This window comes from Enterobacter sp. PL1, from assembly GCF_945957325.1.
GTDB lineage: Bacteria > Pseudomonadota > Gammaproteobacteria > Enterobacterales > Enterobacteriaceae > Enterobacter > Enterobacter roggenkampii.
In genome coordinates this window covers 183,465-206,342 of sequence record NZ_CAMFKT010000005.1, presented here as the reverse complement: position 1 = coordinate 206,342, position 22,878 = coordinate 183,465, and the positions used below count along the sequence as shown (strand labels likewise).

At 56.7% G+C, this 22,878-nt stretch carries 19 protein-coding genes and 2 pseudogenes; 19 read left to right on the top strand and 2 right to left on the bottom strand.

The window, feature by feature from the left end; translation table 11 throughout:
• On the top strand, positions 1–804 hold the full coding sequence (otsB, locus tag N6P30_RS07075; protein WP_023293972.1) for a trehalose-phosphatase: 804 nt from the start codon (positions 1–3) through the stop codon (positions 802–804).
• The gene (otsA, locus tag N6P30_RS07070) at positions 779–2,203 is read left to right on the top strand and encodes an alpha,alpha-trehalose-phosphate synthase (protein WP_021240457.1); all 1,425 of its coding nucleotides are present in this window, start codon (positions 779–781) and stop codon (positions 2,201–2,203) included. Before otsB ends, otsA begins: the two co-directional genes overlap by 26 nt.
• 15 nt (positions 2,204–2,218) lie before the next feature.
• Here otsA and uspC read toward each other — a convergent pair whose 3' ends face one another.
• Complete coding sequence (gene uspC / locus N6P30_RS07065) at positions 2,219–2,647, bottom strand: universal stress protein UspC (protein WP_023293971.1); 429 nt, start codon at positions 2,645–2,647, stop codon at positions 2,219–2,221.
• Positions 2,648–3,442: 795 nt separating this feature from the next.
• Here uspC and flhD point away from each other — a divergent pair.
• From flhD to cheW, 6 genes and pseudogenes are all read left to right on the top strand, one after another.
• A pseudogene (gene flhD / locus N6P30_RS07060) lies at positions 3,443–3,792 on the top strand (flagellar transcriptional regulator FlhD).
• Between the two features lie 2 nt (positions 3,793–3,794).
• Positions 3,795–4,373, top strand: a complete 579-nt coding sequence (gene flhC, locus N6P30_RS07055) for a flagellar transcriptional regulator FlhC (RefSeq protein WP_008500416.1) — start codon at positions 3,795–3,797, stop codon at positions 4,371–4,373.
• Positions 4,374–4,496: 123 nt separating this feature from the next.
• Positions 4,497–5,384 (top strand): flagellar motor stator protein MotA, encoded by an 888-nt coding sequence (motA, locus tag N6P30_RS07050; RefSeq protein ID WP_008500417.1) that lies wholly within the window; start codon positions 4,497–4,499, stop codon positions 5,382–5,384.
• Positions 5,381–6,310, top strand: coding sequence for a flagellar motor protein MotB (gene motB, locus N6P30_RS07045; RefSeq protein ID WP_008500418.1), 930 nt, complete (start codon positions 5,381–5,383; stop codon positions 6,308–6,310). The genes motA and motB overlap by 4 nt, the downstream gene beginning before the upstream one ends.
• Before the next feature lie 4 nt (positions 6,311–6,314).
• Positions 6,315–8,351, top strand: a complete 2,037-nt coding sequence (gene cheA / locus N6P30_RS07040; protein ID WP_023293970.1) for a chemotaxis protein CheA — start codon at positions 6,315–6,317, stop codon at positions 8,349–8,351.
• Positions 8,352–8,370: 19 nt separating this feature from the next.
• Positions 8,371–8,874, top strand: a complete 504-nt coding sequence (cheW, locus tag N6P30_RS07035; RefSeq protein ID WP_008500420.1) for a chemotaxis protein CheW — start codon at positions 8,371–8,373, stop codon at positions 8,872–8,874.
• A gap of 661 nt (positions 8,875–9,535) precedes the next feature.
• Here cheW and N6P30_RS07030 read toward each other — a convergent pair.
• Positions 9,536–10,801, bottom strand: a complete 1,266-nt coding sequence (locus N6P30_RS07030) for a dicarboxylate/amino acid:cation symporter (RefSeq protein ID WP_008500421.1) — start codon at positions 10,799–10,801, stop codon at positions 9,536–9,538.
• A 430-nt stretch (positions 10,802–11,231) separates the two neighbouring features.
• On the opposite strand from N6P30_RS07030, the gene N6P30_RS07025 reads away from it, so the two are divergent.
• From N6P30_RS07025 to cheZ, 11 genes and pseudogenes are all read left to right on the top strand, one after another.
• Entirely contained in the window at positions 11,232–11,804 is a 573-nt protein-coding gene (locus N6P30_RS07025; RefSeq protein WP_008500422.1) for a spore coat U domain-containing protein, read from the top strand.
• Between the two features lie 12 nt (positions 11,805–11,816).
• Positions 11,817–12,365: a spore coat U domain-containing protein gene (locus N6P30_RS07020; RefSeq protein ID WP_025912278.1), complete on the top strand. Its 549-nt coding sequence runs from the start codon at positions 11,817–11,819 to the stop codon at positions 12,363–12,365.
• Positions 12,366–12,381: 16 nt separating this feature from the next.
• Complete coding sequence (locus N6P30_RS07015) at positions 12,382–13,140, top strand: molecular chaperone (protein WP_023293969.1); 759 nt, start codon at positions 12,382–12,384, stop codon at positions 13,138–13,140.
• A complete protein-coding gene (locus tag N6P30_RS07010) occupies positions 13,116–15,500 on the top strand; it encodes a fimbria/pilus outer membrane usher protein (RefSeq protein ID WP_023293968.1) in 2,385 nt (794 codons plus the stop codon). Before N6P30_RS07015 ends, N6P30_RS07010 begins: the two co-directional genes overlap by 25 nt.
• Positions 15,497–16,462, top strand: coding sequence for a spore coat U domain-containing protein (locus N6P30_RS07005; protein WP_023293967.1), 966 nt, complete (start codon positions 15,497–15,499; stop codon positions 16,460–16,462). The genes N6P30_RS07010 and N6P30_RS07005 overlap by 4 nt, the downstream gene beginning before the upstream one ends.
• 84 nt (positions 16,463–16,546) lie before the next feature.
• On the top strand, positions 16,547–18,214 hold the full coding sequence (gene tar, locus N6P30_RS07000; protein WP_023293966.1) for a methyl-accepting chemotaxis protein II: 1,668 nt from the start codon (positions 16,547–16,549) through the stop codon (positions 18,212–18,214).
• 44 nt (positions 18,215–18,258) lie between these two features.
• Positions 18,259–19,859: pseudogene (gene tap, locus N6P30_RS06995) on the top strand (methyl-accepting chemotaxis protein IV).
• 19 nt (positions 19,860–19,878) lie between these two features.
• Positions 19,879–20,745: a protein-glutamate O-methyltransferase CheR gene (gene cheR / locus N6P30_RS06990; protein ID WP_008500429.1), complete on the top strand. Its 867-nt coding sequence runs from the start codon at positions 19,879–19,881 to the stop codon at positions 20,743–20,745.
• On the top strand, positions 20,742–21,791 hold the full coding sequence (locus N6P30_RS06985) for a chemotaxis response regulator protein-glutamate methylesterase (RefSeq protein WP_008500430.1): 1,050 nt from the start codon (positions 20,742–20,744) through the stop codon (positions 21,789–21,791). The genes cheR and N6P30_RS06985 overlap by 4 nt, the downstream gene beginning before the upstream one ends.
• 17 nt (positions 21,792–21,808) lie before the next feature.
• Complete coding sequence (cheY, locus tag N6P30_RS06980) at positions 21,809–22,198, top strand: chemotaxis response regulator CheY (protein ID WP_008500431.1); 390 nt, start codon at positions 21,809–21,811, stop codon at positions 22,196–22,198.
• Between the two features lie 10 nt (positions 22,199–22,208).
• The gene (gene cheZ / locus N6P30_RS06975) at positions 22,209–22,853 is read left to right on the top strand and encodes a protein phosphatase CheZ (protein WP_008500432.1); all 645 of its coding nucleotides are present in this window, start codon (positions 22,209–22,211) and stop codon (positions 22,851–22,853) included.
• The last annotated feature ends 25 nt before the right edge of the window (positions 22,854–22,878 follow it).

The window sequence follows — 22,878 nt, the reverse complement described above, 5'->3', positions numbered from 1 at the left end:
GTGGCTGACTTGTTAACCGCACCGCCTGTACTGCCCGGACACTATGCTTTCTTTTTTGATCTCGACGGCACGCTCGCCGGGATAAAACCGCACCCCGATCAGGTGTCTATTCCGGAGGCGGTGTTACAGGATTTGCATCAGCTCTCGCTCATGAATGAGGGAGCACTGGCATTGATATCAGGGCGCTCAATGGCCGAGCTGGATCTGCTCGCCAGTCCATACCACTTTCCGCTGGCCGGTGTACACGGAGCGGAGCGCCGCGACATCCATGATCAAACGCATATCGTTTCACTCCCCGACGCACTCACGCAAACGCTCCAGAAGCGGCTCTCTGCTGCGCTGGCCGACCTGCCTGGCACCGAGCTGGAAGCCAAAGGCATGGCCTTTGCCCTGCATTATCGCCAGGCACCGCAGCACGAAGATGCCGTGCTCGCGCTTGCTCAGACGGTTGCGGATGCGCATCCACAGCTGGCGCTGCAGCCGGGCAAATGCGTGGTGGAGTTAAAGCCGGAGGGGATTAATAAAGGCGCAGCCATCACCGCCTTTATGGCGGAGGCGCCTTTTAAGGGCCGGACGCCTGTTTTCTTAGGGGATGACCTGACCGACGAGGCCGGGTTCCGTGTGGTTAATCAGGCCGGAGGGATCGCCGTTAAGGTAGGGCCTGGTGACACTGTCGCCGAATGGCGGCTGGCGGATGTCGCCAGCGTCTGGCAGTGGGTATCTGATATCGCTAACCAGCAACAACAACAAATAGCGCAAAACAAAGGGGGAAACCATTATGGGGCGCTTAGTCGTCGTCTCTAACCGAATCGCACCGCCTGATGATAAAAAAGCCAGTGCGGGTGGCCTGGCGGTAGGGGTGTTAGGTGCCTTGAAAGCCGCTGGCGGGCTGTGGTTTGGCTGGAGCGGAGAAATCAGTGAAGAAGAGAAACCGCTCAAAAAAGTGACGCGCGGGAATATCACGTGGGCGTCGTTTGCACTGAAAGAGAAAGACTACGACGAGTATTACTCGCAGTTCTCGAATGCCGTCCTGTGGCCGGCGTTTCACTATCGTCTTGACCTGGTCAAATTCCAGCGTGAATCCTTCGAAGGCTACGCGCGCGTGAATGCGCTGCTGGCGGATAAACTGCTGCCTTTAATAGAAGAAGACGATATTTTATGGATCCACGATTATCACCTGCTGCCGTTCGCGAGAGAGCTGCGAAAGAGGGGAGTGAATAACCGGATTGGCTTCTTCCTGCACATCCCGTTCCCGACGCCGGAAATTTTTACCGCGCTGCCGCCGCATGAAGAGCTGCTGGAGGCGCTGTGTGACTACGATTTGCTGGGCTTCCAGACGGAAAATGACCGCCTGGCATTCCTTGACTCCGTGTCAGGGAAAGCGCGTCTGGTGACCAAAGGCGGGAAAACCCATACGGCGTGGGGAAAAACGTTCCACACCGAAGTGTATCCAATAGGGATTGAACCTGACGAAATCGCGGAGCAGGCCTCCGGCCCGCTGCCGCCGAAGCTGGCGCAGCTTAAGAATGAACTCAAGCACGTGAAAAATATCTTCTCGGTCGAGCGTCTTGATTATTCTAAAGGGCTGCCGGAACGCTTCCTGGCGTATGAAACGCTGCTGGATAAATATCCGGAGCACCACGGTAAAATTCGCTATACCCAGATAGCGCCGACGTCGCGCGGTGAGGTTCAGGCCTATCAGGATATTCGCCATCAGCTGGAGACAGAAGCCGGGCGCATTAATGGCCGTTACGGTCAACTGGGCTGGACGCCGCTGTTTTATCTGAATCAGCACTTCGACCGCAAGATCCTGATGAAGGTCTTCCGCTACGCGGACGTCGGCCTGGTGACGCCGCTGCGCGACGGGATGAACCTGGTCGCGAAAGAGTATGTGGCAGCGCAGGACCCCGCCGATCCGGGTGTTCTGGTGCTATCCCAGTTTGCCGGGGCCGCGAATGAGCTTACCTCGGCGCTGATTGTGAACCCTTACGATCGCGATGACGTGGCGAATGCCCTGAACCGCGCGCTGACCATGCCGCTCACGGAACGTATTTCCCGCCATGCTGAAATGATGGAGACGATCCGGAAGAACGATATTAACCACTGGCAGGCGCGTTTTATTCAGGATCTCCGCGATATCGCCCCACAAAGCCATGAAGGCGATCTACAAAAAAAGATCGCAACTTTCCCTAAACTTGCCTGATATTTCCCTGGGGGGTTAACGCCCCCCAAGCGGCACTAATAACACGTCAACCTGACTTGATGCGACAATGGATTTCGCCGCGCAGGCCGCGCGCGATAAAAAGCTGTGGTTATGATTCCCGCATATCACTAAATCAATATTCTGTTTACGACACATGTCGAGAATATGGGCATTAAGTTCTCCTGTCGCAATTACGGTTTCATAGACAGGATAGTGTGCCTTTTCGACCAGGTCGCGCAGAAATTGCTGCGTTTCCTCCTGAAGTACCTCACGAATATCCTCCAGCATGGGGGCAGCCAGCTGATTATACATCTCGGGTTCGGCCGCAAGCGTGATGAGGCTGATGCGGGCATTGTGAGGTCTGGCAATGGAAACTGCCCGGGCGACGAGTTGATGGCTTTCTGGGGAAACGGCAACAGAAACAAGTAGATGGGAGTAACTCATGGCGCACTCCTTGGGTGTCTGACTGACAGCGTTTGATCACCTTTACCGCGATTTTCCGGGTTCTGCAAGGGCTGATTACGACATTAGTGTGAAGCTTATCATAATTATTCATTAATTATTCTTATAAGAAGAATAACTGAAAAATGCGCCTAAATGAAAAAAATTAACAACTTAACGTAAATCACACAATTTTATGCCTTGACTGTTGAATCGTTTTGATGCGTTACAAAATCATTTCGAATGATCACGCTCTGAAACATTTTTTTTGGGCTGCCTGCATAACTCTATGTTTTTTCACAGTAAGAAAAATGTTTCCCGGAGGGGTGAATGATGTAAATGTTTCCGCGCGACGTCCACCCGAGGAAAAGCACGTTGCATGCCAGTTCTGATCCCCCTTCTGCATGAGTATTCGTCAATTAAGAATACAAAACAGTGTCGATTGGTTAAAATTTGAACAAATTACAAGTCATACTGATGGATTTATGGGTCATATTCACTTAAATTGTGTGACGTAGATCACATTTTTTTTAAATTTGAGGATGGCTGGATTGTATGTGTCAAAACTGACGAGTAGAGTTTGCGTCGAATTAGGAAAAATCTTAGTTATTTGTAAGAAATGATAAAACATGTAAGAGACGCATTCGCGTTTCCTCTCTTACGCGTTTCGATGAATACAAACCTAAATTCAACTATGCATTTAGCCTTTTCTTTTTTATACCGGGTGATTTCCCGGCGACATCACGGGGTGCGGTCTTTCCGCATAAAAATAATAGTTGGTTATTCGGGATGGGAACAATGCATACATCCGAGTTGCTAAAACATATCTATGACATCAATTTGTCGTATAACTGCTCGCGCAGCGTTTGATTAGTCAGGACAAGGCGTCCGCGATGTTTCGTCTGGGTATTAACGAAGAGATGGCAACCATGCTGGGCGGTTTAACCCTCCCGCAGATGGTTAAACTGGCTGAAACGAATCAACTGGTTTGCCAGTTCCGTTTCGATGACTCTCAGACTATAACGCGTCTGACGCAGGAGTCCCGTGTAGACGATCTTCAACAGATCCATACCGGTATTCTTCTCTCTACTCGCTTGCTTAACGAAATCAGCCAGCCTGATGACGTAGCCCGTAAGAAAAGGGCCTAGCAATGAGCGAGAAAAGCATTGTTCAGGAAGCGCGTGACATACAGTTGGCCATGGAGTTGATTACGCTGGGTGCTCGTTTACAAATGCTGGAAAGCGAGACGCAGTTGAGCCGTGGTCGTCTCATCAAACTGTACAAAGAGTTACGTGGTAGTCCCCCGCCGAAAGGCATGCTGCCGTTTTCTACCGACTGGTTTATGACGTGGGAGCAGAATATTCATGCTTCCATGTTCTGTAATGCCTGGCAGTATCTTCTCAAAACCGGTTTGTGTAGCGGCGTTGACGCCGTGATCAAAGCCTACAAACTTTACCTTGAACAATGCCCACAGCAGGAAGAAGGTCCTCTGCTGGCGCTGACCCGCGCATGGACGCTGGTGCGTTTTGTTGAGAGCGGAATGCTTGAGCTGTCGCGCTGCAACTGCTGCAACGGCAATTTCATTACCCATGCTCACCAACCTGCAGGCAGCTTCGCCTGTAGTTTATGTCAGCCTCCTTCCCGTGCAGTAAAAAGACGTAAACTTTCCCGGGATGCTGCCGATATTATTCCACAACTGCTGGATGAACAGATCGAACAAGCTGTTTAACCCGAACGTGTGGGAAAGATTCCAGCAGCGGTAAGCGATTACCGCTGCTTTTTTTTACCCCGCGAACGGTCAACGCTGCGAGCTGGACGTCCTTGCCATAGTCACTAGCGGAAGGATGATGTCGTGCTTATCTTATTAGGTTACCTGGTAGTTCTCGGTACAGTTTTCGGTGGTTACATGATGACCGGCGGGCACCTTGGAGCACTCTATCAACCGGCTGAACTTATTATCATCGGCGGCGCAGGGGTAGGGGCTTTTATCGTTGGCAACAACGGTAAATCGATCAAGGGCACGCTGAAAGCAATTCCGTTGCTGTTCCGTCGCTCAAAATACACCAAAAGCATGTATATGGATCTGCTGGCACTGCTCTATCGCCTGATGGCGAAGTCGCGTCAGCAGGGCATGTTCTCGCTTGAGCGGGATATTGAAAACCCGAAAGAGAGCGAAATTTTTGCCAGCTATCCGCGCATTCTTGCTGATGCCATGATGCTGGATTTCATCGTCGACTATCTGCGACTGATCATCAGCGGCAACATGAATACCTTCGAAATCGAAGCGCTGATGGATGAAGAGATTGAAACCCATGAAAGCGAATCGGAAGTGCCGGCTAACAGCCTGGCGCTGGTCGGCGACTCGCTTCCGGCATTCGGTATCGTTGCTGCGGTCATGGGGGTGGTGCACGCCCTGGCCTCAGCGGACCGTCCGGCAGCCGAGCTCGGCGCGCTGATTGCCCATGCGATGGTGGGCACCTTCCTCGGTATTTTGCTGGCGTACGGCTTTATCTCTCCGCTGGCCAGCGTGCTGCGCCAGAAGAGCGCGGAAACCACCAAAATGATGCAGTGCGTGAAGATCACGCTGCTCTCTAACCTCAACGGTTATGCGCCACCGATCGCGGTTGAGTTTGGCCGTAAAACGCTTTACTCCAGCGAGCGTCCGTCGTTTATCGAGCTTGAAGAACACGTGCGTGCGGTGAAAAACCCAAACCAACAGACGACAACTGAGGACGCATGAAAAACCAGTCCCATCCGATCGTCATCGTAAAAAAACGCAAGCACAAGGGCGGTGGGCATGGCGCGCACGGCTCGTGGAAAATCGCGTACGCCGATTTTATGACCGCAATGATGGCGTTCTTTCTGGTGATGTGGCTGATCTCCATCTCCAGCCCAAAAGAACTGATCCAGATTGCCGAATATTTCCGCACGCCGCTGGCAACGGCGGTGGCCGGCGGGCCGCGTATCTCTAACAGCGAAAGCCCGATCCCGGGCGGCGGCGATGATTACACCCAGCAGAAGGGTGAGGTGAAAAAAGAGCCGAACATCGACGAGCTGAAACGAAAGATGGAACAGGCGCGCCTGAAAAAACTGCGTGGCGATCTCGATCAGCTGATTGAAGCGGATCCGAAGCTGCGCGCGCTGCGACCGCATCTGAAGATTGACCTGGTGCAGGAAGGGCTGCGTATCCAGATTATCGACAGCCAGAACCGCCCGATGTTTAAAACCGGGAGTGCGGAAGTCGAACCGTACATGCGCGATATTCTGCGTGCCATTGCACCGGTGCTGAACGGCATTCCTAACCGAATCAGCCTGTCAGGCCACACGGATGATTTCCCGTACGCCAGTGGGGAGAAGGGATACAGCAACTGGGAACTTTCTGCCGACCGTGCCAACGCCTCGCGCCGCGAGCTGGTGGCAGGTGGGCTTGATGATGGCAAGGTACTGCGCGTAGTCGGCATGGCCGCAACCATGCGCGTTTCCGACCGCGGGCCGGATGATGCCATCAACCGTCGTATCAGTCTTTTAGTGCTGAACCAGCAGGCGGAGCAGGCCATCCTGCATGAAAACGCCGAAAGTCAGAATGAGTCACTGGACGATTTAAAACAGCCTGGGGCCGTTCCTTCGGCTGCCGTTCCAACATCGCCACCAGCCAATCCGAGGTGATAGCGTGAGCATGGATATTAGCGATTTTTACCAGACATTCTTTGATGAAGCCGACGAATTGTTGGCCGATATGGAGCAACACTTGCTCGATTTGGTGCCCGAAGCACCGGATTCCGAGCAGCTCAATGCCATCTTCCGTGCGGCGCATTCCATTAAAGGCGGAGCCGGAACGTTTGGATTTACCATCCTGCAGGAAACGACCCATTTAATGGAAAACCTGCTTGATGAAGCACGACGCGGTGAGATGCAGCTCAATACCGACATTATCAACCTGTTTTTGGAAACCAAAGATATTATGCAGGAACAGCTCGACGCCTATAAAAGTTCGGCAGAGCCTGACGCCGCCAGCTTTGAATACATCTGCAATGCGCTGCGCCAGCTCGCGCTGGAAGCCAAAGGTGAGGTTGCCGCAGCCGTGGTTCCTGCCGCAAAACTGAGCGTTGTGGATACGGTTGCCGCGCAGGCGTCTGCCCCTGCCGACGCACCGGCGGGCAAACTGCGCGTGGTACTGTCTCGCCTGAAAGAGAATGAAGTTAACCTGCTGGAAGAAGAGCTGGGTAACCTGGCGAAATTAAGCAACGTGGTTAAAGGCAAAGACAGCCTGGCCGCGACGCTTGATGACGGTATTGGCCAGGACGATATCGTGGCGGTGCTGTGCTTTGTGATTGAAGCCGATCAAATCGCCTTCGAAACCGAAACGGTCGCGGTTGACGTTCCTGCGGCTGTGGAAGAGGCGGCTGTTGTCGCTCAGGCTGCCGCACCGGCTGTGGCGCCTGCGGCTCCGGCGCTCAAGGCGGTGCCAAAAGAGGCTGCTGCACCGGGCCGTGGTGAAAAACCTGCCGCGCGCTCCAGCGAGTCGACCAGCATCCGTGTCGCCGTTGAGAAGGTTGATCAGCTGATTAACCTGGTGGGCGAACTGGTGATCACCCAGTCGATGCTGGCGCAACGTTCAAACGAACTCGACCCGGTCACCCACGGGGATTTGATTACCAGCATGGGCCAGCTGCAGCGTAACGCCCGCGATCTGCAGGAATCGGTCATGTCCATCCGTATGATGCCGATGGAATATGTCTTCAGCCGCTTCCCGCGTCTGGTTCGCGATCTCGCCAGCAAGCTGAACAAGCAGATTGAACTGACCCTGATGGGCAGCTCAACCGAACTGGATAAAAGCCTGATCGAGCGCATCATTGACCCGTTAACGCACCTGGTGCGTAACAGCCTCGACCACGGTATCGAACTGCCGGAAAACCGCATTGCCGCAGGGAAATCCCCGGTCGGGAATCTGATCCTGTCTGCGGAACATCAGGGTGGAAACATCTGCATTGAAGTGACCGATGACGGCGCAGGTCTGAACCGCGAGCGCATCCTGGCAAAAGCGATTTCGCAGGGAATGGCGGTCAATGAAAACATGACCGATGAAGAAGTGGGCATGCTGATCTTCGCACCGGGCTTCTCTACCGCAGAGCAGGTGACCGACGTCTCCGGGCGCGGCGTGGGCATGGACGTGGTGAAACGTAACATCCAGGAGATGGGCGGCCACGTTGAGATTCAGTCCAAACAGGGTTCCGGCACGACCATTCGCATCCTGCTGCCGCTGACGCTGGCGATCCTCGACGGCATGTCAGTCAAAGTGGCGGACGAAGTCTTTATCCTCCCGCTGAACGCCGTGATGGAATCCCTCCAGCCGCGTGAGGAAGATCTGCATCCGCTGGCGGGCGGCGAGCGCGTCCTCGAAGTGCGCGGTGAGTACCTGCCGCTGGTGGAACTGTGGAAAGTGTTCGAAGTGGACGGGGCGAAGACCGAGGCCACGCAGGGTATCGTGGTGATCCTGCAAAGCGCGGGCCGCCGCTACGCATTGCTGGTCGATCAGCTGATCGGTCAGCACCAGGTGGTGGTGAAGAACCTCGAAAGCAACTACCGCAAAGTGCCGGGTATTTCTGCCGCCACCATTCTGGGTGATGGTAGCGTGGCGCTGATCGTCGACGTGTCGGCGCTTCAGGGATTAAATCGTGAACAACGTGTGGCGTACACAGCCGCCTGATTAAGTAGAAGGTAATAACATGACCGGTATGAGTAATGTAACGAAACTGGCGGGCGAGCCATCAGGACAGGAATTTCTGGTATTCACTTTAGGCGATGAAGAGTACGGCATCGATATCCTGAAAGTGCAGGAAATCCGTGGTTACGACCAGGTTACCCGCATCGCTAACACGCCTGCGTTTATTAAAGGTGTCACCAATCTGCGTGGCGTCATTGTGCCCATCGTGGATCTGCGCGTGAAGTTCAGCCAGGGCGACGTTGACTACAACGACAACACCGTGGTGATCGTCCTGAATCTGGGGCAGCGCGTGGTGGGGATCGTGGTGGATGGCGTGTCTGACGTGCTTTCTCTGACCTCTGATCAGATTCGTCCTGCGCCAGAGTTTGCGGTCACGCTGTCGACCGAATACCTGACCGGTCTGGGCGCGCTCGGCGAGCGTATGCTGATTCTGGTGAACATTGAGAAGCTGCTGAACAGCGATGAGATGGCGCTGCTGGATATCGCCGCGAGTCACGTAGCCTAAAACAAAGCCGGGTGGCGCTGACGCTTACCCGGCCTACGTGTTCGAGCCATTTGTAGGCCGGGTAAGGCAAAGCCGCCACCCGGCTTTTTTTACATCCTGCTCCACCTGCTCAGCTTTCGTGGCCACCCATACGTTAATGCTCGGGGGCCGTCTTCACTGCAGGATATCGCGGCGAGTCGCGTAGCCTAAAACAAAGCCGGGTGGCGCTGACGCTTACCCGGCCTACGTGTTCGAGTCATTTGTTGGCCGGGTAAGGCGAAGCCGCCACCCGGCGTTTTTACATCCTGCTCCACCAGCCCAGCTTCCGTGGCCACCCATACGTTAATGCTCGGGGCCTTCTTCGCCGCTGGATATCGCGGCGAGTCACGTGGCATAAAAACAAAGCCGGGTGGCGCTGACGCTTACCCGGCCTACGTGTTCGAGTCATTTGTAGGCCGGGTAAGGCGAAGCCGCCACCCGGCGTTTTTACAGCCTGCTCCACCTGCTCAGCTTTCGTGGCCACCCATACGTTAATGCTCGGGGCCGTCTTCACTGCTGGATATCGCGGCGAGTCGCGTGGCATAAAAACAAAGCCGGGTGGTGCTGACGCTTACCCGGCCTACGTGTTCGGGCCATTTGGTGGCCGGGTAAGGCGAAGCCGCCACCCGGCTTTTTCATGCCATTACGCTTCCTGCTTTACCAGTTCAGCTTCAGCTTCCGCGTCCCGCGCGCCTTCATTCTGCGACAGCATGGCGGTCGCAATACCATTACCCAGAACGTTAATTGCGGAACGGCCCATATCCAGGAAGTGGTCGATCCCCATCAGCAGCAGAATACCGGCCACCGGAATGTTAAAGCTTGGGATCGTCGCGGCCAGCACCACCAGCGAGGAGCGCGGTACGCCCGCAATCCCTTTTGAGGCCAGCATCAGGGTCAGCATCAGCACCGTCACCTCAGAGAAGCTCAGATGAATGTTGTACGCCTGCGCAATAAACATCGAGGCGAAAGAGCAGTACACCATCGACCCCACCAGGTTGAAGGAGTAGCCAATCGGCAGTACGAAAGAGGCGATGTTGCGCGAGCAGCCAAAACGCTCCAGCTGCTCCAGCGTTTTAGGGTAGGCCGCTTCAGAACTGCTGGTGGTAAACGCCACCAGAACCGGATCTTTCAGCATGCTGACCAGGCGGAACACCTCTTTTTTCAGCACCATGTAACCCACGGCCAGCAGCACCATGCAGGTGAGAAGAATGGCAACATAGTAGCCGCCAATAAAGGAGGCATAGTTCAACAGAATGCCCAGACCCTGCGTGGCGATAACGGAGGAGATTGCCGCGAAAATGGCCAGCGGCGCAACGTACATTACGTAGCCTGTGACCTTCAGCATAATATGAGAAACCACGTCCAGCGCGGCCACCAGCGGGGCATTGAATTTCTGCCCCAGCGACGCGCCGCCAATGCCAAAGAACATTGAGAACACCACAATCTGCAGGATCTCATTGTTCGACATCGCCCCCGCGATGCTGGTCGGAATGGTGTGAGACAGGAACGCTTTCAGCGTCATCCCCCCAACGGCTAATCCGGTATCCACCGCTTCGGTCGGGACGGTCAGGTTCAGCCCGCTGCCCGGATGCTCCAGCGTGACGATAAACAGGCCGACCAGAATTGAGAGCACGGATGAGCTGATAAACCATACCATCGCTTTGCCGCCCACGCGGCCAATGGTGGAGGTTTCGCCCAGCTTCATAATGCCGACGGTGAGCGTACTGAAGACCAGCGGCGCAATGACCATTTTGATCAGTCGCAGGAAAATATCGGTCAGAAGGGTAATATTATCCGACCAGGCTTTGATGGCATCCGCAGATGCATATTCATGAATTGCTGCCCCTGAAAGAATACCCGCCAGCATGAATATCACGATGAAGAGTGTGAGTTTGTTTGCACTTGCCACGAAAAAAGACCCTCTATGCGCTTCAGATGTAGCCCGCACCGATACATATAAATTTTTTATTACGACGCGGGAAATTATTCGGCACATAAATTGACGCAAAGCGTAGGGGGATACAACTCCTTTTTAAGTTTTATTAATTTTGTTGTTATTGCCCTGACGATATATTGTGATCTGCATCACACTTTAATGGATATATTCTCTCCTGATAGCATGAAAATGCTGAAAAAAATAATTTAACTCTCTGTTATTTAAGGCAATAAGAAGTCAATAAGACAAAGTGCTTATGCGTTAAGGGGCAGGTGGTCGAAGCGATATCCGTAAACTAAATTCTCAATAACCCCCCTCAGAGGAACATTAAGCGGGGCTAACATCTTGAACGACAAAAATAAAACGTGGCAAGGGAACGGAGACGTCTTCTGGAGGGTGGTAAATGAAAAGAAAACTCCTTTTGATCTGCGCAGGCACCTTACTGACTGCGACAACGGTCCATCAGGCGCTGGCCGTCACCAGTAGCGGCACCATCGGCGCGACGCTGACGCTCACGAACGGTTGTCTGATAAACGGATCGCCCACGCAAAACGGGATTAACTTCGGGACACTGGATTTCGGCACCCATCCCGCAACGTTTTCCACTCTGACCACGCAGCTCACCGGCGCCAGCGGCGGAAACACCTTCACTATTCAATGTACGACCGCCAGCTATACGGTGGCGATCACCGGCAACACCAACTCCACCGCACCCGGCACCGTTGTCGGCACCCCGGGAACCCCTGCGCGCTATCTGGTTAACACCGCCAACGCGGCACAGGGCGTGGCATACAGCCTGTACAGCGACAGCGGGTTTAACAGCGTGATTGCCAATAACACCGCGCTGCCGATCGCCTCTACGGCCGGAGGGGTGGACAGTTACACCCTCTACGGACGTATTACCGGCGGCGGTAACAGCGTGACGGTCGTCCCGGGCACCTACACCGACACGATTAACGTCAGCGTCACCTATTAGTCCTGCACCGCCATGAAGGCAACTCTTACTGGTCTGCGCATATGCGCAGAGGGACACGTGCAGCCTTTTTTCGCGCTGATCGTCGGATTGCTGATGACGCCCGCGGCGGAGGCGGTGACGTCACAGTCCTTTAAGGTCAGCGCGACGATTGTTCCGGGATGCGCGGTGGCCACCGGCAGCGGAGGGGTGCTCGGGACGCTGGATTTTGGCACCCATAACGGCGTCGAGAGCGCACCGGTCAGCACCAGCTTTGTGCCAAACGGGGCGTTGTCTATCGCCTGCACGCCGGGCGTGGCGCTGAGCATGAGCATTAATGGCGGACAGAATTATTCAACCGTTCGCCGCATGAAGCGCTCGAACGGCGCCGACGTGGTGGGATACCGGCTTTACAGCAGCAGCTCGCTGGCCGCGAACAGCGAAATTGGCGTCAACCAGGCGATACCGGTGACCTATAGCAACAGCAATAACATCGCGCTGCCGCTTTTTGGCGTGGCGCTACTGACCGGATTTAGCCCGGCAGGAACGTATTCCGATCAGCTCACCGTGACCTTGTCATGGTAATAAAGGGAGAGTGTTGATGAAGCCAGTTTTCAGACCTGTTTGTCTGGCGGGCGCGTTGGGAATGGCTGTGGCAACCGGTCAGGCGCAGGCGGCAGCCACCATTCTGCTCTGGCCTATCGACCCGTGGCTTGCGGCAGACGCCAACGCCACGGAGCTGTGGATCCAGAACCAGGGAAACAGCGCCACCACGATGCAGGTGCGTATTGTGCGCTGGAAGCAGGAGGACGGACACGAGCGCTACTCCGCGCAGCAGGATGTGGTCGCCAGCCCGCCCATCGTCACGATTGGCACAGGCAGCAAGCAGCTTATCCGTCTTATTAAGCAGGCCCCCGTTCCCGCAGGCGTCGAACAGGCCTACCGCATTATCGTGGATGAAATTCCTCAGCCTGATGCCAAAGCAGAACCCGCCATCGGCCTCAAGTTGCAGATGCGTTACTCCATTCCGCTGTTTGTGTATGGCCAGGGGATCCCGACAATAAAAGAAGGGGCGCATCACGCGCTGGTGGAGACCCGGAACCTGAGCTGGCGGGTGACGCGAGCGGATGGGCAGCCGGTACTGGAGGTTCGGAATCGGGGGGATGTCCATGTCAGGCTGAGCCAGGTGGCGCTGGAGCAGGGAGGGCAGAAACGCACGGTCGCGGAGGGATTGCTGGGTTACGTACTTCCCCGCAGCACCCGCAGCTGGCCGATACCCGCAGGCGTTCGTCAGCCAGAGCGGATGAGCGCGCAGATTAATGCCAGGGACGCACAATGGCAGTCGACGCCCGTCAACTGAAGCCGGCGATGATGATACTGCTTTGCGTCAGTTCCGCGACCTGGGCTGAGCCCGGCGATGACAGCCTTCCGCCGCCGCCCCAGGCACAGGCGATACATGATGAAGCGGTCTTCCAGCTTGCCCTCGTGCTCAACCACTACGATACCGGTCTGGTCGTGCCCGTGACGCAGCGCAAAGGCGCTTTCTTTATCTCCAGCGCTGACCTGCTGCGCGCGGGGCTGCCCCCGGAACATGTTCCTGCCGGAGAGGTGAGTCTCTCATCGCTTTCTCAGGTTCGGGTGGAGTACGACAGCGCCGGGCAACGTCTGCTGCTGACCGTTCCCCGGGACTGGGTCGCATCCCGCGTGACGCCGTTCGGCGCGCAAACGGCGCAGGCCAAACCGCACTTCGGGCGCGGCGCGCTGCTCAATTACGATCTCTACACCAACCACACGGAGCATATCGGCGGACAGGCGTCCCTCTGGCATGAATTCCGCTATTTCAATGAGAACGGCTCGTTTTCCTCCACCGGCTATGCCCGGGAAAATTTCACCGGTAACGACGGTCAGCAGGAAGGGTATGTCCGCTATGACACGACCCTGCTGTTCACGAATGAGGATGACGCAATGAGCTGGAGCGTCGGGGACGTGATCAGCGATGCCCTGAGCTGGAGCTCCAGCGTGCGGATGGGAGGGATCAGCGTCGGGCGAGATTTCTCCCTGCGCCCTGACCTGGTGACGTGGCCGCTGCCCGAATTCGCGGGGGAAGCGGCGGTACCCACCTCGGTGGATCTCTTTATCAACGGCTATCGGTCCGGCTCAACCCAGCTTCAGCCGGGCCCCTTCACCCTGACCAATCTGCCCTATATCAACGGCGCCGGGGATGCGGTACTGGTCACGACGGATGCATTAGGGCGCCAGGTCAGCACCACGCTGCCGTTTTACGTCTCCAGCGACCTGCTCAAAAAAGGGCTGAGCGACGGCGCCGTGACGCTGGGCAGCCTGCGGCGTAATTACGGTATCAAGAATTTTGACTACGGCCCGGCGGCAGGCAGCGGCTCGTATCGCTACGGGGTGACGGACTGGCTGACGCTGGAGGGTCATGCCGAAGGGGCGCAGGCGCTGGCACTGGGCGGGGCCGGGACGGTGATTAAACTCGGCCAGTTTGGCGTGGTGAATACCTCTTACTCGCAAAGCCGCATGCGCGGGGAGGCGGGCGGGCAAATCAACTGGGGTTACCAGTACAGCACCAGCGAGTTCAGCGTGGCCACCCAGCACACGCGTCGGGACCGCGGCTTTGGCAATCTGGCCCTGTACGACCAGCCTACGGTGTATGACGAGAACGATAAACCCATCGCCAGCTTCAGCCGCAATACGGACCAGTATTCTCTGACGTTCAACCTGGGACAGTACGGCAACATCGGCGCAGCCTGGATTGGCGTGGAGAGTTTTGACAGTCAAAAAACCGAGCTGCTTAATCTCTCATGGAGCCGTAATTTGTGGGGCGCGAGCAGTATTTACCTCGCCGGGAGCCGGGACCAGCAGCGGGGAGACTGGACGGTCGCGCTGTCGCTACAGGTGCCGCTGGGGGCACGCGACAGCGCCGCGTTCACCGTCGAAAACACCCCGGATGCGGGCAATACCCAGCGCATTAACTACAACCATTCCATGCCGTCTGACGGCGGCTTTAGCTGGAACATGGCCTGGGCCAACCAGTCAAAATCCAGTGACTATCAGCAGGGCACGCTGGGCTGGCGTAATAACAATATTGAACTGCAGGGCGGCGGCTACGGCGAAAGGGACATGATGACCTGGTGGGGCGAGGCGATGGGCGCGATTGTTCTGATGGACGGCGAGCTGTTCGCGGCGAATAAGATCAACGATGCGTTTGTGGTCATCAGTACCGACGGTCATCCGGACGTGCCCGTCAGCTATGAGAACCAGCCCGTTGGCAAAACGAATAACAACGGTTACCTGCTGGTCAGCGGGGTGTCGGCGTATTACCCGGCAAGCTACCGCATTGATACCCTGAACCTGCCGGCGGACACCCGGCTGAAAGAGACCGAGCGGCGAATTGCGATTCGGCGTCACAGCGGCTATCTGGTCGATTTCCCGATGGAGCAGGAGAGGGTGGCAAGCGTCATCCTCCACGATGCGCGCGGCCAGGCGCTGCCGGTGGGAAGCCAGGTCCGGCGTGCCTCGCGCAGCAATGCGGTGGTGGGGTATGACGGTATTGCCTGGCTGGAAAACCTTAGCGATGTGAATCCGCTGGAGGTGATCGCGCCTGACGGAAAACGCTGCAAGGTCACCCTGACCGTGGGAGCCAACCCGGAGCACAAGCTGCAAACCTACGGTCCGCTGGTGTGTCGGGAGGCGCCATGACGCGCCTGCTGTTTATGCTTCTGCTGCTGGTGGCCAGCGGCAGTTGGGCTGACTGTCGAGTCAGTACGGTCAACGCCGCGTTTGGGAGTGTAACCTCATTCGCGCTGAGTGGTTCTGGCGAAGTGGCAACCACCGGAACACTGGTCGTAGCCTGTGATGCGCTAGTGAACTTGCTGACCGGGGACACCATCACGCTGAATTTTGTCTCAGCTACCGTTTCGGCCAATGGTCGTGCGACCATGAAGCGCACCGACAACGCGGCCATCACCGATGTGATCCCGACGCGCCTGTGCGGGCAGTCGGGCTGCGCTAACAACAGCGAAGTGCAGACCAGTAAAACCTATACCTGGGACAGCAGTACCTTGTTAAATCTGATCGGCGGCAAACAATACAATATCCCTCTCTATTTCCGCACGGTACCGGGGCAAAATGTGACCGCGGGTCCTTATCAGGTGACGCTAAACTTCGATATCACCTATAGAGTCTGCTCGGTGGGCGTGCTCAACGCGTGTTTGTCGGGACTGCAAACCGGAACGAAAGGAACCAGCATCACGTTGGATATGACCGTCACCAACGACTGTAGCGCCATGACCACGCCGGACGTCAACTTCAACAGTGCGCCGCTGGTACAAAGTTTCCCCACCGTCTCACAGGCGATTGCCGTCACCTGTACCAAAGGCAGTACCTATACCATCGGCATTAACAACGGTGCTAACGCGCTGAATAACGTGCGCCGGATGGTAAGCGGCAGTAACTACCTCAGTTATGACATCTATAAAGAAGCCACGGGTAACCGCTGGGGCGGCAGCGGCAGCGAACGCTGGACCAGCGCGACGTCGTCGCAGGTCAGTGCCGACGGTTTACTGCGTACCTACAACTACACCGCGAAAGTGCTGACTAATCAGGCCACGCCACCCGCCGGAACCTACACCGATACGCTGATTGTCGACGTGGCTTTCTAACCCCGCGCTTTTCCCTTTCTCAAATGTAAAGTTCCTGTTGGCTGTGCCGATAACACCGTTAATAAATCTATGAGAAGGTGTTGTATGTTGAACCGTATCCGCGTTGTCACAATGCTTATGATGGTGCTGGTCATTTTCGCACTACTTCAGCTTATCTCCGGCGGGCTTTTTTTCTCGTCATTAAAACAGAACCAGGACAGCTTCGCGGCCTCGAACGATCTCCGCCTGCAGCAGAGTGAACTCACCTCAACGTGGGATCTGATGCTGCAAACGCGTATCAACCTGAGCCGCTCGTCCGCGCGCATGATGATGGATCCCAACAATCAGCAGAGCAGCGCGAAAACCGATCTGCTGAAAAATGCCCGGGCGACACTTGCGGATGCCGCAAAGCATTACGAGGCCTTTAAGAAAATCACCCCGCAGCCTGCGATGGAGCAGGTGAGCCAGAATATCGACGAAAAATACAACGCCTACCATGCCGGTCTGGCAGAGCTGATTCAGTTCCTGGAGAGCGGCAACATGGACGCCTATTTCGCGCAGCCGACGCAGGGGATGCAAAACGCCCTCGGCGCGGCGCTGGGGGAATATGCAAAGGTCAGTGGCGATCTGTATCACTCCGCGTTTGCTGAAAGCCAGAATGACTACCGCTTTGCGAAATGGCAGATGGCGGTGCTGGCGCTGGCGCTGGTCATTGTGCTGATCGCGGTCTGGTACGGCATTCGCCATATCCTACTGAACCCTCTCGGTCGCGTCATCGCCCATATTCGTGACATTGCCGGCGGTGACCTGACCAAAACGCTGACCGTGTCCGGGCGCAATGAGATCACCGATCTGGCAAACAGCGTTGACCATATGCAGCGTTCGCTTATCGATACCGTCGCCAACGTGCGTAGCGGCACGGATGCCATCTATACCGGCACCAGCGAAATTGCGATGGGCAATAACGACCTCTCTTCGCGCACTGAACAGCAGGCGTCCGCCCTGGAAGAGACGGCGGCCAGCATGGAGCAGCTCACCGCGACCGTGAAGCAGAACGCCGATAACGCCCGCCAGGCGTCTCAGCTGGCGGAAAGCGCCTCCGAGACGGCGCAGCGCGGCGGCCGCGTGGTGGATGGCGTAGTGAAAACCATGCACGACATCGCCGAGAGCTCGAAGAAAATCGCCGACATCATCAGCGTCATCGACGGCATTGCCTTCCAGACCAACATTCTGGCGCTGAACGCCGCCGTGGAAGCGGCGCGCGCGGGCGAACAGGGACGCGGGTTTGCCGTGGTGGCCGGGGAAGTGCGCAACCTGGCCAGCCGCAGCGCCAACGCGGCAAAAGAGATCAAATCGCTGATTGAAGATTCCGTCTCCCGCGTCGATACCGGCTCCGTGCTGGTGGAAAGCGCCGGAGAGACCATGAATGACATCGTGAATGCCGTCACCCGCGTGACGGACATCATGGGTGAAATCGCCTCTGCGTCTGATGAGCAGAGTCGTGGTATCGACCAGGTTGCCCTGGCGGTATCGGAAATGGATCGCGTGACACAGCAAAACGCCGCCCTGGTGCAGGAGTCCGCTGCGGCGGCCGCTGCGCTGGAAGACCAGGCGAGCCGTCTGAAGATGGCCGTCTCGGCGTTTCGTCTCGCTTCACTCGCTGGAAACACGGTCACCCCGCAGGCGACGTACCGCGCGCCAGCCGCTGAAACGGCTGCAAACCATACGCGTACCGCGACGACCGGACAAGATGAAAACTGGGAAACATTTTGACTGACAATTAAACCGCGGCTGCTTGCCGCTTGATGGGAGCGTGGATGTTAAATCGTATTCGTATCTCGACCACACTGTTTTTGATTCTGATCCTTTGCGGTGTGTTGCAGGTTGGCAGTAACGGGTTGTCTTTTTGGGCGTTTCGCGATGGCTATCAGAATTTGCAGGACGTTGAGGCGAGTAATCAGCAGCGCTCCGCACTGGCACAAACCCGTGCCGTGCTGTTGCAGGCAAGCACTGCGCTGAACAAGGCGGGAACCTTAACCGCGCTAAGTTATCCGCCGGATGACATTAAGGCGCTGATGGCCACCGCACGCGACAGCCTGAAACAGGCTGACGCACAGTTTAAGACCTTTGCGGCACAGGCCACCGGCAGCGAGAAAGAGAAAGCGCTGAAGGCCGCCATGAAGACCCACTTTGAACAGTGGTACAGCGATCTCGACCATCAGGCGACGTGGCTTGAGAACAACCAGCTGTCGGACTTTATGACCGCGCCGGTTCAGGCCTCACAGGCGGCGTTTGACGGCAGCTTTGACGCATGGCAGCAGGATATCAATCAGTCTGTTCTGCGCGCCGGTGAAGCAAGCCGCACCAGCTATCACATGTCGGGCGTCATCTCGGCGTGATGGTGATTCTGGCGGGCTTGCTGACCGGCGCCGCGCTGCTCTGGTCACGCAAAATGATTGTGCAGCCGCTGGCGATTATCAGCAGCCACTTCGACAGCATTGCGAAAGGCGACCTGGCGCGTCCGGTGGCGGTGTTCGGCAAAAACGAAATTTCGGCGATCTTTGCCAGCCTGAAGGCGATGCAGGGATCGCTGCGGGAAACGGTATCCGACGTGCGTCAGGGCAGTTATGCCATGCACACCGGGATCTCAGAGATTGCGGCGGGTAACAACGATCTCTCATCCCGCACCGAGCAGCAGGCGGCCTCGCTGGCGCAGACGGCAGCCAGCATGGAGCAGCTGACCGCGACGGTTAGCCAGAACGCCGATAACGCGCGTCAGGCGTCTGACCTGTCAAAACAGGCGGCGATGACGGCGAAGAAGGGCGGCGACCAGGCGTCCCACGTCGCCAGCACCATGCAGGAGATCGCCACCAGTTCACAGAAAATTGGTGACATCATCAGCGTGATTGACGGTATCGCATTCCAGACCAACATTCTGGCGCTGAATGCTGCCGTTGAAGCGGCGCGTGCCGGGGAGCAGGGGCGCGGATTTGCGGTGGTGGCGGGTGAGGTGCGTAACCTGGCGAGCCGCAGCGCCAACGCGGCGAAAGAAATTAAGGTGCTGATTGAAGAATCGGTGTCACGGGTTCAGCAAGGCTCTGCCCTGGTGGATACGGCGGCACAAACCATGCACGAAATCGTCACCTCCGTGACGCGGGTGAACGACATCATGGGCGAGATTGCCTCGGCGTCGGATGAACAGCGTCGCGGGATTGAGCAGGTTGCTCAGGCGGTCACCCAGATGGATCAGGTGACGCAACAGAACGCCTCGTTAGTTGAGGAAGCGGCAGCGGCAACCGATCAGCTGGCCAGCCAGGCGGATCGTCTGACCGGGCTGGTCGCGGTATTTAATGTGAAAGAGCACGTTGAAGCAGTAACAGAAGTCGGGCGGTCGCAGGCCGTGCCAGTTGTATCCTGAATGTAATTAAGAAGGCGCTATGACATCACCAATGCCCCCTGGGCAAACGTCATTATTGTTGCAGATGACACAGCGCCTCGCGCTGTCCGACGCGCATTTTCGTCGGATATGTCAGTTAATCTACCAGCGTGCGGGGATCGTGCTTGCGGATCATAAGCGGGACATGGTCTACAACCGTCTGGTGCGGCGCTTGCGTACGCTGGGGCTGGATGATTTTGGCCGCTATCTGAGCATGCTCGAGGCGAACCAGAACAGCGCAGAGTGGCAGGCTTTTATTAACTCGTTAACCACCAACCTGACGGCATTTTTCCGGGAGGCCCACCACTTCCCGGTCCTGGCCGAGCATGCGCGCCGGCGCACCGGGGAGTATCGCGTCTGGAGTGCGGCCGCCTCGACGGGTGAAGAGCCGTACTCGCTGGCGATCACCCTTGCCGATACGCTGGGGATGGCGCCGGGACGCTGGAAGGTCTACGCCAGCGATATCGATACCGAAGTGCTGGAGAAGGCGCGTAACGGTGTTTATCGCCAGGATGAACTGAAAACGCTGTCGCCGCAGCAGCTGCAGCGTTATTTCATGCGCGGCACGGGCCCGCATGAAGGCCTGGTACGCGTACGCCAGGAGCTGGCGAACTGCGTCGAATTCGCGCCCGTTAACCTGCTGGATAAGCAGTACAACGTGCCGGGGCCGTTCGACGCCATTTTTTGCCGTAACGTCATGATCTATTTTGATAAAACGACGCAACAGGACATTTTGCGTCGGTTTGTTCCGTTGCTCAAGCCTGACGGTTTACTGTTTGCCGGGCACTCGGAAAACTTCAGCAACCTCGTGCGTGAGTTTAGCCTGCGTGGGCAAACGGTATATGCGCTGAGTAAGGAAAAAGCATGAGTAAAATCAGGGTATTGTCCGTCGATGATTCAGCGCTGATGCGTCAGATCATGACTGAAATTATCAATAGCCACAGCGACATGGAGATGGTGGCAACCGCCCCCGATCCGCTGGTAGCGCGGGATTTAATTAAAAAATATAACCCCGACGTGCTAACGCTGGATGTCGAGATGCCGCGCATGGATGGCATAGATTTCCTCGAAAAATTAATGCGGCTGCGGCCCATGCCGGTGGTGATGGTCTCCTCCCTGACCGGGAAAGGATCGGAAATCACCCTGCGCGCGCTGGAGCTGGGAGCGGTGGATTTTGTCACCAAGCCGCAGCTCGGCATCCGTGAAGGGATGCTGGCGTACAGCGAGATGATCGCCGAGAAGATCCGCACCGCGTCGCGGGCAAAGCTTGCCGCCCACACGCCGATGGCCGCGCCGGCGACCCTGAAGGCCGGTCCCTTACTCAGCTCGGAAAAACTGCTGGTCATTGGCGCGTCAACCGGAGGAACAGAGGCAATTCGTCATGTACTCCAGCCATTGCCGCTCTCAAGTCCGGGTATTCTGATCACGCAGCATATGCCGCCAGGCTTTACCCGTTCGTTCGCCGAACGCCTGAACAAGCTGTGCCAGATCAGCGTGAAAGAGGCGGAAGACGGCGAGCGCGTGCTGCCGGGACATGCCTATATCGCCCCTGGCGACAAGCATATGGAACTGGCGCGCAGCGGCGCTAACTATCAAATCAAAATTCATGACGGACCGCCGGTCAACCGGCACCGTCCGTCGGTGGATGTGCTGTTTCATTCGGTGGCGAAACATGCGGGGCGCAACGCCGTGGGGGTGATCCTGACGGGGATGGGCAACGACGGGGCCGCCGGAATGCTTGCAATGCACCAGGCTGGCGCCTGGACGATTGCGCAGAATGAAGCAAGTTGTGTGGTGTTCGGCATGCCGCGCGAGGCCATCAATATGGGTGGCGTGAGCGAAGTGGTCGATCTTAGCCAGGTAAGCCAGCAGATGCTGGCGAAAATCAGTGCCGGACAGGCAATACGTATTTGACTCAGGAGTATTATTTTATGGCGGATAAAGAGCTTAAGTTTTTGGTTGTGGATGACTTTTCCACCATGCGTCGCATTGTGCGCAACCTGCTGAAAGAGCTGGGCTTCAATAACGTTGAAGAAGCAGAAGACGGCGTGGATGCGCTGAACAAGCTGCAGGCGGGCGGGTTTGGTTTTGTGATCTCCGACTGGAACATGCCAAACATGGACGGTCTGGAACTGCTGAAAACCATTCGTGCTGATGCGGGAATGGCGTCCATGCCGGTTCTGATGGTCACGGCAGAAGCGAAAAAAGAGAACATCATTGCCGCTGCACAGGCGGGCGCAAGCGGCTACGTGGTGAAGCCATTCACGGCGGCGACCCTGGAAGAGAAGCTCGGTAAGATCTTCGAGAAACTCGGCATGTGAGGTGTTGGTTATGATGCAACCTGCTATGAAACCCGTTGAAGAACACTCGCCGAGCGACATTATCGTCCGCATCGGCAGCCTGACGCGCATGTTGCGTGACAGCCTGCGTGAGCTGGGTCTGGATCAGGCAATTGCCGAAGCGGCGGAAGCGATTCCTGATGCACGCGATCGTCTGGACTACGTCGTGCAGATGACCGCTCAGGCCGCGGAACGTGCGCTGAACAGCGTTGAAGCGTCACAACCGCACCAGGATGCGATGGAAAAGGGTGCGAAAGCGCTCACCAAACGCTGGGACGAGTGGTTTGAGAACCCAATCGAGCTGGCGGATGCCCGCGAACTGGTGACCGACACCCGTCAGTTCCTGGGGGATGTGCCTGGTCACACCAGCTTCACCAATGCCCAGCTGCTGGACATCATGATGGCGCAGGATTTCCAGGACCTGACCGGTCAGGTCATTAAGCGCATGATGGATGTGATCCAGGAGATTGAGCGCCAGCTGCTGATGGTGCTGCTGGAGAACATCCCGGAACCGGCAGCCCGTCCAAAACGCGAGAACGAAAGCCTGCTCAATGGTCCACAGCTCGACGCCAGCAAGGCGGGCGTGGTGGCAAGCCAGGATCAGGTGGACGACCTGCTGGACAGCCTCGGCTTCTGATGGTCCATTCCGCTTCAGGGGGTTA

Excerpts from the sequence above, each read along its gene's own strand:
- N6P30_RS07020 (WP_025912278.1), top strand. The coding sequence starts at position 11,817 with ATGAAGGCAACTCTTACTGGTCTGCGCATATGCGCAGAGGGACACGTG.
- N6P30_RS07005 (WP_023293967.1), top strand. The coding sequence starts at position 15,497 with ATGACGCGCCTGCTGTTTATGCTTCTGCTGCTGGTGGCCAGCGGCAGT.
- tar (WP_023293966.1), top strand. The coding sequence starts at position 16,547 with ATGTTGAACCGTATCCGCGTTGTCACAATGCTTATGATGGTGCTGGTC.
- motB (WP_008500418.1), top strand. The coding sequence starts at position 5,381 with ATGAAAAACCAGTCCCATCCGATCGTCATCGTAAAAAAACGCAAGCAC.
- cheR (WP_008500429.1), top strand. The coding sequence starts at position 19,879 with ATGACATCACCAATGCCCCCTGGGCAAACGTCATTATTGTTGCAGATG.
- uspC (WP_023293971.1), bottom strand. The coding sequence starts at position 2,647 with ATGAGTTACTCCCATCTACTTGTTTCTGTTGCCGTTTCCCCAGAAAGC.
- N6P30_RS06985 (WP_008500430.1), top strand. The coding sequence starts at position 20,742 with ATGAGTAAAATCAGGGTATTGTCCGTCGATGATTCAGCGCTGATGCGT.
- flhC (WP_008500416.1), top strand. The coding sequence starts at position 3,795 with ATGAGCGAGAAAAGCATTGTTCAGGAAGCGCGTGACATACAGTTGGCC.
- N6P30_RS07015 (WP_023293969.1), top strand. The coding sequence starts at position 12,382 with ATGAAGCCAGTTTTCAGACCTGTTTGTCTGGCGGGCGCGTTGGGAATG.
- cheZ (WP_008500432.1), top strand. The coding sequence starts at position 22,209 with ATGATGCAACCTGCTATGAAACCCGTTGAAGAACACTCGCCGAGCGAC.
- N6P30_RS07025 (WP_008500422.1), top strand. The coding sequence starts at position 11,232 with ATGAAAAGAAAACTCCTTTTGATCTGCGCAGGCACCTTACTGACTGCG.
- N6P30_RS07010 (WP_023293968.1), top strand. The coding sequence starts at position 13,116 with ATGGCAGTCGACGCCCGTCAACTGAAGCCGGCGATGATGATACTGCTT.
- otsA (WP_021240457.1), top strand. The coding sequence starts at position 779 with ATGGGGCGCTTAGTCGTCGTCTCTAACCGAATCGCACCGCCTGATGAT.
- cheW (WP_008500420.1), top strand. The coding sequence starts at position 8,371 with ATGACCGGTATGAGTAATGTAACGAAACTGGCGGGCGAGCCATCAGGA.
- cheY (WP_008500431.1), top strand. The coding sequence starts at position 21,809 with ATGGCGGATAAAGAGCTTAAGTTTTTGGTTGTGGATGACTTTTCCACC.